This window comes from Bradyrhizobium sp. (assembly GCF_047605465.1).
GTDB lineage: Bacteria > Pseudomonadota > Alphaproteobacteria > Rhizobiales > Xanthobacteraceae > Bradyrhizobium.
The window spans coordinates 74,871-89,981 of sequence record NZ_JASGFS010000004.1; the positions used below are offsets into that span (position 1 = coordinate 74,871).

The window sequence follows — 15,111 nt, forward strand, 5'->3', positions numbered from 1 at the left end:
TCGCCGTCGGGGGAGCGGAGCGGCGGGCTGAGTTGCCTGTGCGGACCGGCGGCTATTTCTGCGGTCCGGACAGCGAGATGTCGCGCTCGGCGCGGAAGACGTTGCTGTAGAGATTGGCGATCCATTGCCGGCCGATCTCGGTCTTGTTGAGATAACCGATCTCGGTCTGGATGTGCGGTGCGACGCTGTTCCAGTAGAATTGTGGATAGCGGTTCACAATGTCGGCCGGCGAGTCATAGCCGAGCTGCCGGTTCATCCCGACTTCCTCGAATTCGTAATAGAGCGCGTTGGCCTTGCGCAGATAGTTGGGATCGCCGAGTTGGCCGATGAAGTCGGCCGCGCGCAGGATCGAGGCCTCGTCGTCGTAATCCTGGCCTTCGCGGGCGGGAAACCGCGTGCCCTCGATGGCGCGGGAAATGCGATCGGGGTCGAGGCCCGGAATATGGCTGAGGCGCCGCGTGACATACAGCTTCGAACGGTCGACGTGATGCATCATCAGGCTCGCATCCGATGCGCCGCGCGGCAGCGAAACCTTGGCGCCCGCCGCGTCGATCACGAAACCGTCGATGTCATCCTCTTCGAACAGCCCGCGCACATAGCCGATATCGTGGGCCAGGCAGGCGATCAGCACGTGGACGTAGTCCTCGGCCGACAGATGGGTATGCAGATAGCGGCCGCTGAGGATGGAATGGCCAGCCAGCGTCACCAGCATCGTATGCTCGATGTTGTGGTAGAGCGCATCGCTGTTGCCGATGCATTCCATCGCCGTGCGGGCCGCGCTTTCGACAATTCGCGCGGAAGTCTCGTCGAAGCGGCGGCGCATGAACGCGCCCAGTAGTTTCTCCAGGGATTCGGCCGCCAGTTTCGGTAACGTCATCATGGATGCAGCCCCGTTGTCGGTCGTGTCCCAGGCCAACTCCGACGTCTCGATCACGTCCTCGACGCAAGGCCAGCATAGCCCATCTTTAGGCAACTGAACAAACCCTCGAACGAAAATACGAAAATATGTTCTGCTCCCGCTGCGCAACATCACGGTTGCGGTCACAGTTCGATACACCCTGGGCGGGGGACCGTGCCCGATGGGCCAAAGGCCGATCCCGCCGTTCATTTACGGGACAAGACGTTCCGCCGGGCCCTGACACGGCTGCGGCCTTTTGCGGGCACCTGCACCGGCTTGCGGATACCGCCGTCAACTCCCCCGCGCGACATGCGCGAGCATGGCGTCGAAAGCCGTCTTGATCCGGCGGATATAGGGATCCTTGTAGGGAAACTCCGGGTTCTGATCATGCACCAGCATGGATGCATTGACCTCGAACACGACGATGCGGCCGTCCCGGTCGAGCCCGCAATCGATGCCGAAATAGTCGAGGCCGATGCGATTGCGGATCGTTCGCAATGCCTCGAACTGAGCCGCGCCGAAAACCTCGCCGGGGTCGCGCAGGAAGCGTTCCTCTTCCTGCTGCATCCAGGCGTGACGTCCCATCTCCGTGCTGTCGCGATGCAGCTTCCAATCGTCTCCGATCGCCAGATGATAGGGAAGGATCTCCTCGCCGACAAACAGGAACCTGTACTTTCGGAAGAAGCCGTCGACCGAGCGGTAGTCGAGATACTCGATCACGTAGCGGCCATGCTCGGCATGTTCGGCGAGGAACGCCGTGAGCGCCTTGTCGTCGTCAAGCTTCTCGAAGACGTCGCCGCCATGCGTGCCGGCCTGCCGCGCCAGCACCGGATAGGCGAGATCCGCACTTGCGGGCAGCGCCTGTCCTGCGGCGATGCGGATCGTGCGCGGCACGCGGCAACCGTCGATGCCCGCGAGCACCGCGGCCGTGGCATCGCGCGTCGTTCGCATGACCTTCACGGGATCGTTGACGACGGGCTTGCCGAGCGCCTCCGCAAGGGCGACGGCGAGCGGAAGGACCTCCGCGCCCTGATCGGCATCCGACAGCAGGTTGACGACGATGTCGGCCCCGCGCGCCAGCGCCCCGGCATCGGGCCGGCTCGCGGGCAGCAGCGACAGGATGTTGGTCTCGTACGCGCAGTCCTTGAACAGGAACTCGACCGGCGTGTTGCCGACGAACGGCGCGAACAGCGCCAGCACCCGGAACGCCGGCGGCGATGTGATCGCGGGCCGGCAGAGGATCGGATGGGCCAGCGCGGCGCGGGCATAGGCCGCTTGCGCCGCATCCGTCTCGCCGCGTGCCTGCCGGATCGCGCCGACCCAGTAGAAGTTCTCGGCCTGATCGGGCGCGAGCGCGATCGCACGCTCGAAATGCGCGATGGCCTCGTCCGCCTCGCCGAGTTCGAACGCGACCTTGCCGAGCTGGCCGGTGAGCCCGGCATCGCCCGGCGTCTCCTCCAGCAATTCGAGCAGCAATGTCCTTGCGATCGCGAATTGCCTGGTTGCGATCAAGGCCTGCACCAGGTTCGTCCGCGACGGCCGATGACCCGGATTGCGCCGGAGCGCCTCGAGATAGAGCGCGATCGCCTCCTGCGCCATGCCGCCGCGCTGATGGACGATGCCGAGATTGCACCAGCAGGCAACCAGATGCGGTGCCAGGCGCAGCGCGGCCTTGTAGTTCTCCGCCGCGGAGGCGAGATCATCACAAAGCATGAACGCGTTCGCGAGGCCGGCGTGAAGATTGGCAACGCGGTCGACGGAGGCGCCGATCGACGCGGCCAGCGCAAGCCCGTCCTGAAACGTCGTGATCGCCTGCCGGAACGCGCCTCGCGCATAGTGCTCGCGGCCTTCGCGCAACAGGTCGGATACGCCCGGCGCGCCGATGGCAGGCGCGGCGAGAGCCGTCGATGATGAGATCATGCATTCTCCGGAAACGTCGCCGTGAAGGTGACGCCGTGCAGGTTGATGGCCGGCGCGATGCCGTAGTGATTGCCGCCGAAAGCCCGCATGCGGCGCCACAACTCGTCCCGGGATATGTCCAGGGGAATGGCGCAGGCGTCACGGTAGCTGCGGCGGGTGTTGGTGCGCCCGCACCACGGCATCGAACGACGCGGCGCCAGCATCGGCTCCGTCGCCAATTCCTCCGCCCACACCTCGAACAACTGCAGCAGGTGCAGATAGGTCAGTTCGCCGAGCCCCAGCAGCGTGCAGGCCTGCGGAACCGGAAACGACGCGACGTCGAGGATCGTGCCGGAATCGACGCGCTCCGCCATGGCGTGGAAGGTCACGCCGAACGCTTCCGCGCGATCGTAGAGTGCGAAATGGGCGGGCGCCCAGCCCGGATAGTTCGGCGGTCCCGGATGGAAATTGTAGGCGCCGTAGCCAAGGCTCGCGAGCAGGTCGGCCGGGACGATGGCGCTGGAGGCGAACGCGACCAGCCGGGCGTTGCGCAGCGAGTTCGTCTCGATGGCGCGCAGTTCGTCGATGCCGGAGGCGGGACGGATGACGAGATCGCGGCGATGGCCGAGCAGCATGCGCGCCAGCGCCACCTGTTCGGCGGCTTCGGTCAGCAGGACAAGGCTGTCGAACATGGCTGCGGCTTTTGCGACGATGAAAGTGAGCCAAAATGTCGCGGGGCGTCGTTAACAGCGCATTAATGAACGGCCGTTCGCCGTATTCCGGAAATGTCGGGAAACAAATCTCTCGCGCCCGGACTCATTCGTTCACAAAGCGCGACGGCGAGGCCGCGGTCATTCCACCAGCAGCACGTCCACCGCGACACCGAGCTTCTGCTTCGGCGAGCCGACGATGATGCCGTCGACCGGCGACACGTCGGAGAAATCGCGGCCGACCGCGAGCACGATGTGGTCGTTGGCAACCAGCACATCGTTGGTCGGATCGAAATCGACCCAGCCCAATTCCGCCCCGCACCAGAGCGAGACCCAGGCATGCGTGGCGTCGGCGCCCTGCAGACGCGGTTGGCCGGGCGGCGGAATGGTGCGCAGATATCCGCTGACATAGGCCGCGGGCAAACCGAGCCCGCGCAGGCCCGCGATCATCACGTGAGCGAAGTCCTGGCACACGCCGTGGCGCTTGTCGAAGACCTCGTCGAGCGGCGTCGAGATCACCGTCGCCTTCGGGTCGTAGCGGAATTCGGTGCGGATGCGGTGCATCAGGTCGACCGCGCCGGCGAGGATGCCCGCGCCGGGCGCAAAACTCATCGCCGCATAGGTACTCACCGGGCGGAGCACCGGCACCAGCGGGCTCGCGAAGACATAGCCGACCGGCGAGGACGGCCCGAGGCTGGTCGCTTCGAACGCGATGTCGCGGATGCCCTCCCATGGCGGGCTGACGGCATCGCGCGCGGGCGGCCGGCGCGCAACCGAGACGCGCGACCGGGAGTCAATCCGCAGGGTGCGATGCGCGGCCTCGATGACGACGCTCTCGGTCAGCGTGCCGAAGAAATCGCGCCGGACGTTGCGCTCGGCCGGGCGCGGGCGGATCTCGACGCCGTGCGAGATCAGCTCCTGGCCGCCACCGCTCTTCGGCTCCAGCCGCAGCGTGCAGCGGGCGAAGCTGACCGGGCTTTCGTATTCGTAGGTGGTGACGTGGCGGATGTCGTAGATCACGCCAGCCCCGTCAACTTTTCCGGCCGGCTAGCATTGGGGCCATGCGGGAAATAATGCAGCCCGATCGCCTCGGCGAGGCTGAGCAGGTCCTGCTCCAGCGCGAACAACGTCTTGACCTCGAGCTTCTCGGCCTCGGCCGTGGCGAGCATCGCCTGCACCGCCACCGCGAGCCGCTGCGGTCGCTCGATCAGGCCGTGCTCCTTCAGGCTCGGCAGCGCGGCGATGTGCTCGTTCAGGGCCGTCACCTGGAACGCCACCGAACGCGGATTGTAATTGTCGAGCACCGCGAGGTCGCGCACCGGCGCCAGGATCGGCGCGAGCAGGTAGCGCGAGCGATAGGTGATCTGGCAATCCACCAGCGTCAGCAGGATGTCGAGTTCCTCGTCGGAGGCCTCGTCATAGGCGAACTGGCGCGCGAAGCGCGTGGTGTTGATGGCCCGCTCGGCGCGGCGTCCGATATCGAGGAAGCGCCAGCCGGCGGCGCGGTTCATGTTCTCCTGCGCAAGGCCCGCGAAGCTCGCGAGCTCCTGCAAGGTCAGCTCGGCGGCGCTGATGACGCTGTCGTCGTCCTCGACCTCGTAGGCCAGCCGCTCGGCCATCTCGGTGATGACCTGCCAGGCATCGGGCGAGAGCCGCTCGCGCAGGGAGCTCGCGGTGCGCTGTGCGGCACGCACCAGCGACAGCGCCGAGCCGAAACGCTCGGCGCTCTGCAGCGCTTCGGCCGCGATGCGTCCGGGCGCGGCACGCGAGGTCTGCGAGATCGCGCCCCAGGCCACCAGCAGACGCTGGATGCGTTCGATCGACTGCACCGTCGCCGAGGTGCCCTTGTTGGGCCCGCTCGGCGAACTCAACGCGCGCACCAGCCGCAGCGTCGCTTCGGCACGTTCGAGATAGCGGCCGAGCCAGAACAGATTGTCGGCCGCGCGGCTCGGCAACACGCCCGCGATGCGTCGGATCCGGACCTTGTCGGTCGCAGGCAGCAGCGATGCGGTCGAGACCTGCTTCTCCGAGACGATCCAGACGTCGGCGGCGCGGGCACCGTCGCCCATCGACACCGCGCGCGCATCTGCCTGCTCGGCGATCCTGCAGAAGCCGCCGGGCATGATGACCCAGCCGTCGGGCGTCGCCGCCGCGAACACGCGCAGCACGAAGGGACGCGGCGTGAGTTGCCCCTGCTCCCACACCGGCATGGTCGAGAGCCGCACCACCTCCTGGCCGACATAGTCCATGCCGCGGGCGTTGATGGCGTCGATCAGCCGCTGCCGCCCGCCGGCATCGAGCTCGCTCGCGAGCATCGGACCATGGCTGTCGAAGCCGGGAACGCCGCGCCGATAGGCGCCTTCGATCGCGACCTCGTCGAGCCGCGACAACACCTCGTCGCGCGCCGAGCGCTGACCGCACCACCAGGTCGCGATGTGCGGCATCTTCAGCTCTTCGCCGAGCAGGCGGCGGCTCAGCGCCGGGAGGAAGCCGAGCAGCGCGCGCGCCTCCAGCACGCCGGAGCCCGGCATGTTGGCGACGACGACGCCGTCCTTGCGCAGGACGTCGATCAGGCCGGGCACCCCGAGCCGGGACGACGCGTCGAGCTCGAGCGGATCGAGCGAATTGGAATCGACGCGGCGGAGCAGCACGTCGAGCCGCTTCAGGCCCGCGACCGTGCGGATGTGGACGCGGTTGTCGCTGACGGCGAGATCGTCGCCCTCGACCAGCAGGAAGCCGAGATAGCGCGCGAGCGTCGCATGCTCGAAATAGGTCTCGCTGAAAGTGCCGGGCGTGAGCACGCCGATCCGCGGCTCGTCGCGGTCGGCGCGCGCGCGGAGGCTGTCGCGGAACGCCTCGAAGAACGGCGCGACGCGCGGCACGTTCATCGACTTGTAGAGATCGGAGAACGCGCGAGAGAGCACCAGGCGGTTCTCCAGCGCATAGCCCGCGCCCGAGGGCGCCTGCGTACGGTCGCCGAGCACCCACCAGCGGCCGTCGGGACCGCGGCCGACGTCGGCGGCGTAGATCGAGAGATAGCGGCCGCCGGGCGGCGGCACCCCGCACACGGGGCGCAGATATTCGGCGCTGCCGGCGATCGCCGCGGCCGGCAGCGCGCCTTCGGCGACGAGGCGGCCCTCGCCGTAGATGTCGCGCAGCACGAGCTCGAGCAGTTCGGCGCGCTGCGTGATGCCGGCGCTGAGTTGCTGCCAGTCGGCCTCGTCGATCAGGAGCGGCAGATGGCTGAGCGGCCAGATCCGGTCGGCGCTCTCGCCGGGAGCACGATAGGTGACGCCGGCCTCGCGCAAATGACGGTCGGCCATCGCAAAGCGCCGCTCGATCTCGTCGGGCGCGAGCGCGCCGAAGGCGTCGAAGAAGCGGCTCCAGACCGCACGGGGCTTGCCGTCAGGCGCGAGGAACTCGTCCGGGATTCCGGGCAGGCGGCTATAGTCGCGGATCCACTGCGCGACACGGCGTTGGCCGGATGCCCTGCCCGCCTGGTCGTTGTCTTCGGCCGCGCCCTCGCCCATGCGCCTCTCCTTGCCCCGCAATCATACTCATTGCAGGAGCGGCGTGCGCAAGTCGAGTGTCAGCGGAAACTCATTTGTGCGTTCCTCGGGCGGCGGCTGGACCGGCCCCGGGGTGTGGCCGTGGTCCTGGAAGCGCGCCAGCCGACGCGCCTCGGCCTCATAGGTGTTGACGGGCTTGGTGTCATAGTTGCGCCCGCCGGGATGGGCCACATGGTACACGCAGCCGCCGAGCGAGCGGCCGTTCCAGGTGTCGATCAGGTCGAAGGTCAGCGGCGCGTGCACCGGGATGGTCGGGTGCAGGCCGGACGCCGGCTGCCAGGCCTTGAAGCGGACACCCGCCACGGCCTCGGCCGATTGGCCGGTCGAGGTCATCGGCAGGCGGCGGCCGTTGCAGGTCACGACATGGCGTCCCTCGACGAAGCCTTCGACCTTCACCTGAAGCCGTTCGATCGAGGAATCGACGTAGCGCACGGTGCCCCCGGCGGAGCCTTCCTCGCCGAGCACATGCCAGGGCTCCAGAGCCTGCCGCAACTCCAGCATCACGCCGCCATGATGGACGCGGCCGAAGGCCGGAAAACGGAATTCGAGCTGGGCGAGATACCATTCCGGCTCGAACGGATAGCCGGACTGCTTCAGCTCGGAGAGCACGTCCAGGAAGTCGGACCAGATGAAGTGCGGCAGCATGAAGCGGTCGTGCAGCGCTGTGCCCCAGCGCACGAACTTGCCGGACTGCGGTTCGCGCCAGAGCTTTGCGATCAGTGCGCGGATCAGGAGTTGCTGCGCCAGCGACATGCGTGGATCGGGAGGCATTTCGAGCGCGCGGAATTCGACGAGGCCGAGCCGGCCCGTGGGACCGTCGGGTGAATAGAGCTTGTCGATGCAGATCTCTGCACGATGGGTGTTGCCGGTGATGTCGACGAGCAGATGCCGGAACAGCCGGTCGACCAGCCACAGCGGCGTCTGGTAGCCGGGCGGCGGCACGTGCGAAAGCGCGATCTCGAGCTCGTAGATGCTGTCGTGCCGAGCCTCGTCGATGCGGGGCGCCTGGCTGGTGGGTCCGATGAAGAGGCCGGAGAAGAAATAGGACAGCGACGGATGCCGCTGCCAGTACAGCACGAGGCTCTTCAACAGGTCGGGACGGCGCAGGAACGGAGAATCCTGCGGGCTCAAGCCGCCGACCACGACATGGTTGCCGCCGCCGGTCCCGGTGTGACGGCCGTCGACCAGGAAGCGATTGGCGCCGAGGCGCACCTTGGCTGCGTCCTCGTACAGGCCGGACGTGATGTCGACGGCATCGCGCCAGCTCTTCGCCGGCTGAATGTTGATCTCGATCACGCCGGGATCCGGCGTGACCTTTATGACCTCGATGCGCGGGTCGAACGGCGGCGGATAGCCCTCGACATGGACCTGAAGCTGCATCTCCTCGGCGGTGGATTCGAGCGCCGCGATCAGTTCGAGATAGTCCTCGATGCGCTCGACCGGCGGCATGAAGGCACAGATCACGCCGTCGCGGATCTCCACCGCCATCGCAGTGCGCACGGGAATCGCCGTGTTGAGATATTCGGGAGCGGTCCGAGGCGGCGACGGCGGACGCGCGAGCCGCGTGAACACCGGCAGCTTGCCGCGCGGCTCCATCGGATCCTGCTCGACGATGTAGGGATATTGGTTCGGCGGCACATGGCCCAGCGACCCCATCGGCAAGCGCAGGCCGAGAGGTGAATCGCCCGGCGACAGGAACAGGCGATTGCGCCTGAGCGGCCAGCGCTCGCTGCGCCAGCGCGGCGGCGCATTCCAGCGCTGGATCGGCAGCACGAAACCGCGCGGCGTGCCGACGCCCTGATCGAACACCCGCGCCATCCTTGCCCGCGCTTCCGGATCGGACAGTTTGGAATCGGAGGGATCGACATTGACGGGAAGCTCGGCTTCCTTCTGCAGCCAATAGGCCGGATCCTCGTAGGCCGGCATGATGTAGCCGAGGTCGATCCCGAGCCGCGCGGCCGTGCCTTCGATGAAGGCCTCGGCATCCCTGACTTCGGGCCTCCGCGGATTTTCGATCTTGGCGATGAGGTCGGCATTCTTCCAGATCGGCACGCCGTCCTTGCGCCAGTAGAGACCGAACGCCCAGCGCGGCAGGCTCTCGCCCGGATACCATTTGCCCTGCCCGTAATGCAGCAAGCCGCCCGGAGCGAAGCGCGTGCGCAGCCGCCGGATCAAATCGTCGGCGAGCATGCGCTTGGTCGGACCGACCGCTTCGGTATTCCATTCGGCCGCTTCGAGATCATCGACCGAAACGAAGGTGGGCTCGCCCCCCATGGTGAGACGGACATCCTGCGCGGCGAGATCGCGGTCGACCTGCGCGCCGAGATCGTCGAGCCGCGTCCAGGACTCGTCGGAAAACGGCTTGGTGATCCGCGGCGCCTCGCGGATGCGCCGCACGCTCATGTCGAAGGCGAACTCGACTTCCGCAAAGCCCGCGCTCCCGGAGATCGGCGCCGCCGAGCGGTAGTGCGGCGTCGCCGCAACGGGAATGTGTCCCTCGCCCGCGAGCATGCCGGACGTCGCGTCGAAACCGATCCAGCCTGCGCCGGGCAGATAGACTTCGGCCCAGGCATGCAGATCGGTGAAGTCGTTCTCGACCTCCGGCGGTCCCTCGATCGGATCGATGTCGGGACGGATCTGGATCAGATAACCGGAGACGAAGCGGGCCGCGAGGCCGAGATGGCGCATCGTCTGGATCAGGAGCCAGGCGGAGTCGCGGCACGAGCCGGCGCCGGACGCCAGCGTTTCCTCCGGCGTCTGCACGCCCGGCTCCATGCGGATGATGTAGCGGACACGCTTCTGGAGCTCGCGATTGAGATCGACGAGAAAGTTGACGGTGTTCGGAGCCTCGCGCGGAATCGTGGCGAGGTATTTCGCGAATTCGGGACCGGGCTCCAGGGTCTCCAGATACGATGCCAGCTCCGTCTTCAGGTCCTTCGGATAGGCGAACGGAAAGCTGTCGGCATAGGGCTCGATGAAGAAATCGAACGGATTGATCACGGTCATCTGCGCCGTGAAATCGACCTCGATCTTCAGCTCCGTCGTCTTCTCGGGAAAGACATAGCGGGCCAGCCAGTTGCCTTGCGGGTCCTGCTGCCAGTTCACGAAATGATTTGAGGGCGAGACCTTGAGCGAATAGCTCAGGATCGGCGTGCGCGTGTGCGGTGCCGGCCGCAGGCGAATGGTCTGCGGACCGAGATCGATCGGGCGGTCGTATTTATAGTGCGTAACGTGGTGCAATGCGACGTAGATCGACACGGGGTGCGGTGCTCCAGCAGCTTTTTTGAGCAGAACACCTGATGTGAGTGCGATCAAGCACTAACAACGGGCAGCACGTGCCTAGGAAGTATCCCCGCGCTCCGGCGGATCGCACAAGGGTTTTGCGCTTCCAGACCTCCGCGGCGTCATGGCCGGGCTTGGTCCGGCCGTCCGCGACCAGTGCTTCCGGAATCGGAGAACACGGATGCCCGGGACAAGCCCGGGCATGACGGCCTCTGAGGAATCGACGAACGATGACTTTCGCGGCGCCGGCTCACGCGGCCGATGTCAGCCGTTGCAGGAATTGAGTAACTTCACGCCGCAACGTCTCGACTTCGCCGTGGACGCGCTCCGAGGCGCTGTTGACGCGCGTCGCCGCGCGGCCGGTATCGGCAGCGGCCTCGCTGATGCCGGTGACGTTGGACGACACCTGCGAGGTGCCGGCCGAGGCTTCCTGGACGTTGCGGGCGATCTCGCGGGTCGCGGCACCCTGCTGCTCGATGGAAGCCGCGATCGATGCGGTGATGCCGTTGATCTCGGCGATGGTCTGCGCGATCGCCTGGACGGCGGCGACCGAATTGGTCGTCGATTGCTGCATCTCGCCGACCTTGGCGCTGATCTCCTCGGTCGCCTTCGCGGTCTGGTTGGCGAGGCTCTTCACCTCGGACGCCACCACCGCAAAGCCACGGCCGGCCTCCCCGGCGCGGGCCGCCTCGATCGTCGCGTTGAGCGCCAGCAAATTGGTCTGCGACGCGATCTCGCTGATCAGCTTGACGACGTCGCCGATCCGCAGGGCCGCATCGGCGAGCGTGCGGATCTCGCTGTCGGCGCGATTGGCCTCGTTCACGGCGCGCCCCGTGCTCTCGGTCGAGCCCGTCACCTGACGGCCGATTTCCGCGATCGAGGATGCGAGCTGTTCGGCGGCGCTGGCGACGGTGGACACGTTGCGCGAAGCCTGGTCGGAGGCATTGAGCACGCCGGATGTCTGCCGGCTGGTCTTTTCGGCCGCCGCCGCCATCTGACCCGCGTCGGATTCGAGATCGGACGCCGCGCCCATGAGGGTGCCCGCGACCTGGTCGAGATGCGTGCCGAACTGCTTGGCGAGATCGCCGATCTCGACCACGCGACGGCCGAGGCTGTCGGTGCCGGAATTGATGACGGTCGCCGAGCGGCGGAACGAGCCGGGCAGCCCGCGCGCGAGGATCTTGCGGAAATGCTTGCCCCGGCTCGCATAGTCCATCGACGCCGACGCCTCGCGGAGGAAGGCATCGGTGATATCGAGCATGTCGTTGACCGACTTCTGGATCGACCCGATCCGGCCGGCCTGCCGATCGCTCAGGATGCGCACTTCGAGATCGCCGCGAGCCGCATGGCGGCACACCTCGGCCACCTCTTCGACAGCAACCGCCGTGCGCCGCTGGCACCAGACGGCGTAGCCGAGCAGCGCGACCGTCAGACCGGACAGCACCGCGCCGGACATTCCGGCCGCCCCCGTCAGCGAGAGAACGAATGCAGCGGTGGCGAGAAGGCCTGCGAGCGCGGTCGCTCCCTGCGCCTTAGAGAGTGAGCACAAATTCATCGTAACCGACACCCTGTTGCTTGAGCAGTCCGACCATCGCCTCGAAGCTCGCGTGCATGCCGTCCCTGGCATTGGCGTGACGCGATTCTTCCGCGCACAGCGTCCTGTAGATCGGCTTGATGCGCTCGACCTGCGCCGGATCGGGCTTGCGGCGGTTGGAGTGATAACCGACGATATTGCCCTGGGTGTCGAAGGTCGGCGTCACGTGGGCCAGCACCCAGTAATGGCTGCCGTCCTTCGCCAGGTTCACGACATAGGCGAAGATCTCCTGCCTGGACTGAAGCGTGTCCCACAGCAGCTTGAAGACACAGCGCGGCATGTCCGGATGGCGGATCAGGCTGTGCGGCGCGCCCATCAACTCCGCGTAGGAATATTTCGCCAGGCGAATGAAGACGTCGTTGGCGTAGGTGATGCGGCCCTTCAGATCGGTCTTCGACACGATCAACTCCTCTTCGTCGAGGAGGTTTTCCACGCCGGTCGGCCGTATCGCACGCGTCATCTGTCGTCCATTCCCAGAGAGCAAACGCCCCGAAGGAGTGGAGCCCGCATCACCTCCCTGCGTACGGCACGGGGGTTAACTGTATGTGAGTACGGGAACCGCGTGCGATCAATTGCCGCCTCCGTAGGATTACTGAGGCACGCAACGATGATGTCCGGCTTGCTGCTTCAGCGCGCCGGTCGCAAATCACATCGTCGCACCCAGCACCCAGGGCGCGAACTCGGCGCCGCCGAAATCGAAGCTTTCGCTCTTGGTCGGCTGGCCCGAGGCGGTTTTCAGGATCAGGTCGAAGATGCGCTGGCCGCACTGCTGCACCGTCTCCTCGCCTTCGAGGATGGTGCCGCAATTGACGTCCATGTCGTCTTCCATGCGCTTGTACATGGGCGAGTTGGTCGCGAGCTTGATCGACGGCGCCGGCTTGCAGCCGAACACGCTGCCGCGGCCCGTGGTGAAGCAGACGAGATTGGCGCCGCCGGCCACCTGCCCGGTCGCGGCGACGGGATCGTAACCGGGCGTGTCCATGAACACGAACCCCTTCTTCGTCACCGGCTCGGCGTAGCGCAGCACGTCGACGAGATTGGTGGTGCCGGCCTTCGCCATCGCACCGAGAGATTTCTCCAGGATGGTGGTGAGGCCGCCGGCCTTGTTGCCGGGGCTCGGATTGGCGTTCATCTCCGCGCCCTCACGCTCGGTGTATTCGTCCCACCAGCGCATGAGATCGACCAGCTTCTCGCCGACCTCGCGGCTGACCGCGCGGCGCGTCAGCAGATGCTCGGCACCGTAGGTCTCCGGCGTCTCCGACAGGATCACGGTGCCGCCGTGGCGCACGATGAGATCGCTGGCCGCACCGAGCGCCGGATTGGCGGACACGCCGGAATAGCCGTCCGAGCCACCGCATTGCAGTGCCACGGTCAATTCGCTCACCGGCACGGACTCGCGCTTCACCTTGTCGGCGTCCGCCAGCGCCTCACGTACGAAAGCGACGCCCGCCTCGACCGTCTTGCGGGTGCCGCCGACCTCCTGGATGTCCATCGCGCGCAGGCGGCCGGCGAGCTTCTGCTCCTCCATCAGCCCGCCGATCTGGTTCACCTCGCAGCCGAGGCCGAGCACGATGACGTGGGAGAAATTGACGTGGCGCGCATAGCCGCCGAGCGTGCGGCGGAGCAGCGCGAGCGGCTCGTTCTGCGTCATGCCGCAGCCGGTCTTGTGGGTCAGCGCCACCACGCCGTCGACATTGGGGAAATCGGCCAGCGGATTGTCGCCGGTGAAGGGATTCTTCTTGAAGACGTCGGCGACGAGACCCGCGACATGCGCGCTGCAATTCACCGAGGTGAGGATGCCGATATAGTTGCGCGTGGCGACGCGTCCGTCCGGACGGCGGATGCCTTCGAAGCTCGCCGGCAGGTCGAAATTCGGCGTCGGCTTGACGTCGGCGCAGTAGGCATAGTCCTTGGAGAAATCGCCCATGCCGCAGTTCTGCGTGTGGACGTGCTGCCCCGGCGCGATCGGCACCGTCGCAAAGCCGATGATCTGGCCGTAGCGGATGACCGGCTCGCCCACCGCGATCGGCTTGATCGCGACCTTGTGGCCGGAGGGGATGCGATCGACCGTCGTGACGCCCTCGGCCACCTCCGTTCCGGGCGGCAGGCTCGCGCGCGCGATCAGCACGCCATCATCTGGATGCAGGCGGATGACGGAGCTGATGGTCATGGGACGTCTCCTCGGGTCTTCAAACTATCATGCCCCGGAGGCAGCGCAGCGTGACACGATGCGCTGCCGCGCCGGGGCCATATGTGACTTCATCTGTTGCGCGACCGATCAAGTCCCGGCCCTGCGGTGCATTGCCACGCACTGCACCGCATCCGGGACACGACGATCAGGCCTTGCCGCCCGAATCCTTGCGGGTCGCGTTCACCTGCATCTTGGCGTAGGTCGTCATCAGGCCGACCTCGTTGGAGAGCGTGACCAGCTTGAAGCCGAGGTTGATCGCGCGCGCCGCGCCTTCGGCGCCGCTGCAATGGATGCCCGCGTTGAGGCCGCGCTTGCCGCACTCCTTGATGATCTTGTCGTAGATCGCGAGGATCTCGGGCTCGGTGCGATCGAGCTTCGGCTCGAGGCCGTAGGAGAAGCCGAGATCGGACGGACCGACATAGACGCCGTCGATACCCTCGACGTCGAGGATCGCCTCCATGTTCTCGACGGCGGTCCTGGTCTCCATCATCGGCAGCAGCACGATCTCGTCGTTCGCCGTCTTCTGGTAGGAGCCGGCGGTGCCGTACATGCCGGCGCGGATCGGTCCGTTCGAGCGCACGCCCTTCGGCGGATATTTGGAGTAGGAAACGAGATCCTTGGCTTCCTTCGGCGTGTTGACCATCGGGCAGATCACACCATAGGCGCCGCCGTCGAGCACCTTGCCGATGATGCCGGGCTCGTTCCAGGGAACGCGCACCATCGGCGTGACCGGATGCTTGTCCATCGCTTGGAAGCACTGCACCATCGACAAATAGTCCTGCACGCCGTGCTGCATGTCGACGGTGACGCTGTCGAAGCCGCATTGCGCGACCATCTCGGCCGAGAAGCCCGAGGGAATCGCGAGCCACGCATTGACCACGGCCTTGCCCGACTTCCAGATTTCTTTGACTTTGTTTGCCACTTTGTCTTCCTTCTTCGTTGTTCTTGCCCGTCGTCATTGCGAGCCA

10 protein-coding genes are annotated in these 15,111 nt (G+C 66.4%); all 10 read right to left on the bottom strand.

Features of this window, described 5'->3' with window-relative positions:
• Positions 1–52: 52 nt before the first annotated feature.
• Positions 53–880, bottom strand: coding sequence for a metal-dependent phosphohydrolase (locus QM712_RS05850; RefSeq protein ID WP_415022115.1), 828 nt, complete (start codon positions 878–880; stop codon positions 53–55).
• A 309-nt stretch (positions 881–1,189) separates the two neighbouring features.
• Positions 1,190–2,818 carry a tetratricopeptide repeat protein gene (locus tag QM712_RS05855; RefSeq protein ID WP_415022116.1) on the bottom strand — a complete coding sequence of 543 codons (1,629 nt, stop codon included), beginning with the start codon at positions 2,816–2,818 and terminating at the stop codon, positions 1,190–1,192.
• Entirely contained in the window at positions 2,815–3,489 is a 675-nt protein-coding gene (locus QM712_RS05860) for a formyltransferase family protein (protein WP_415022117.1), read from the bottom strand. The genes QM712_RS05855 and QM712_RS05860 overlap by 4 nt, the downstream gene beginning before the upstream one ends.
• Positions 3,490–3,648: 159 nt before the next feature.
• Positions 3,649–4,527 (bottom strand): transglutaminase family protein, encoded by an 879-nt coding sequence (locus QM712_RS05865; protein WP_415022118.1) that lies wholly within the window; start codon positions 4,525–4,527, stop codon positions 3,649–3,651.
• Positions 4,524–7,037, bottom strand: a complete 2,514-nt coding sequence (locus QM712_RS05870) for a circularly permuted type 2 ATP-grasp protein (protein ID WP_415022119.1) — start codon at positions 7,035–7,037, stop codon at positions 4,524–4,526. Before QM712_RS05870 ends, QM712_RS05865 begins: the two co-directional genes overlap by 4 nt.
• Positions 7,038–7,064: 27 nt before the next feature.
• Positions 7,065–10,334, bottom strand: a complete 3,270-nt coding sequence (locus tag QM712_RS05875; protein WP_415022120.1) for a DUF2126 domain-containing protein — start codon at positions 10,332–10,334, stop codon at positions 7,065–7,067.
• Positions 10,335–10,608: 274 nt separating this feature from the next.
• Positions 10,609–11,913 (bottom strand): methyl-accepting chemotaxis protein, encoded by a 1,305-nt coding sequence (locus QM712_RS05880; RefSeq protein ID WP_415022121.1) that lies wholly within the window; start codon positions 11,911–11,913, stop codon positions 10,609–10,611.
• Positions 11,891–12,412 (bottom strand): PAS domain-containing protein, encoded by a 522-nt coding sequence (locus QM712_RS05885; protein ID WP_415022122.1) that lies wholly within the window; start codon positions 12,410–12,412, stop codon positions 11,891–11,893. The genes QM712_RS05880 and QM712_RS05885 overlap by 23 nt, the downstream gene beginning before the upstream one ends.
• Positions 12,413–12,598: 186 nt before the next feature.
• Entirely contained in the window at positions 12,599–14,122 is a 1,524-nt protein-coding gene (locus tag QM712_RS05890; protein WP_415022123.1) for a UxaA family hydrolase, read from the bottom strand.
• A gap of 166 nt (positions 14,123–14,288) precedes the next feature.
• Positions 14,289–15,065 carry an HpcH/HpaI aldolase family protein gene (locus QM712_RS05895; protein ID WP_415022124.1) on the bottom strand — a complete coding sequence of 259 codons (777 nt, stop codon included), beginning with the start codon at positions 15,063–15,065 and terminating at the stop codon, positions 14,289–14,291.
• Positions 15,066–15,111 lie beyond the last annotated feature (46 nt).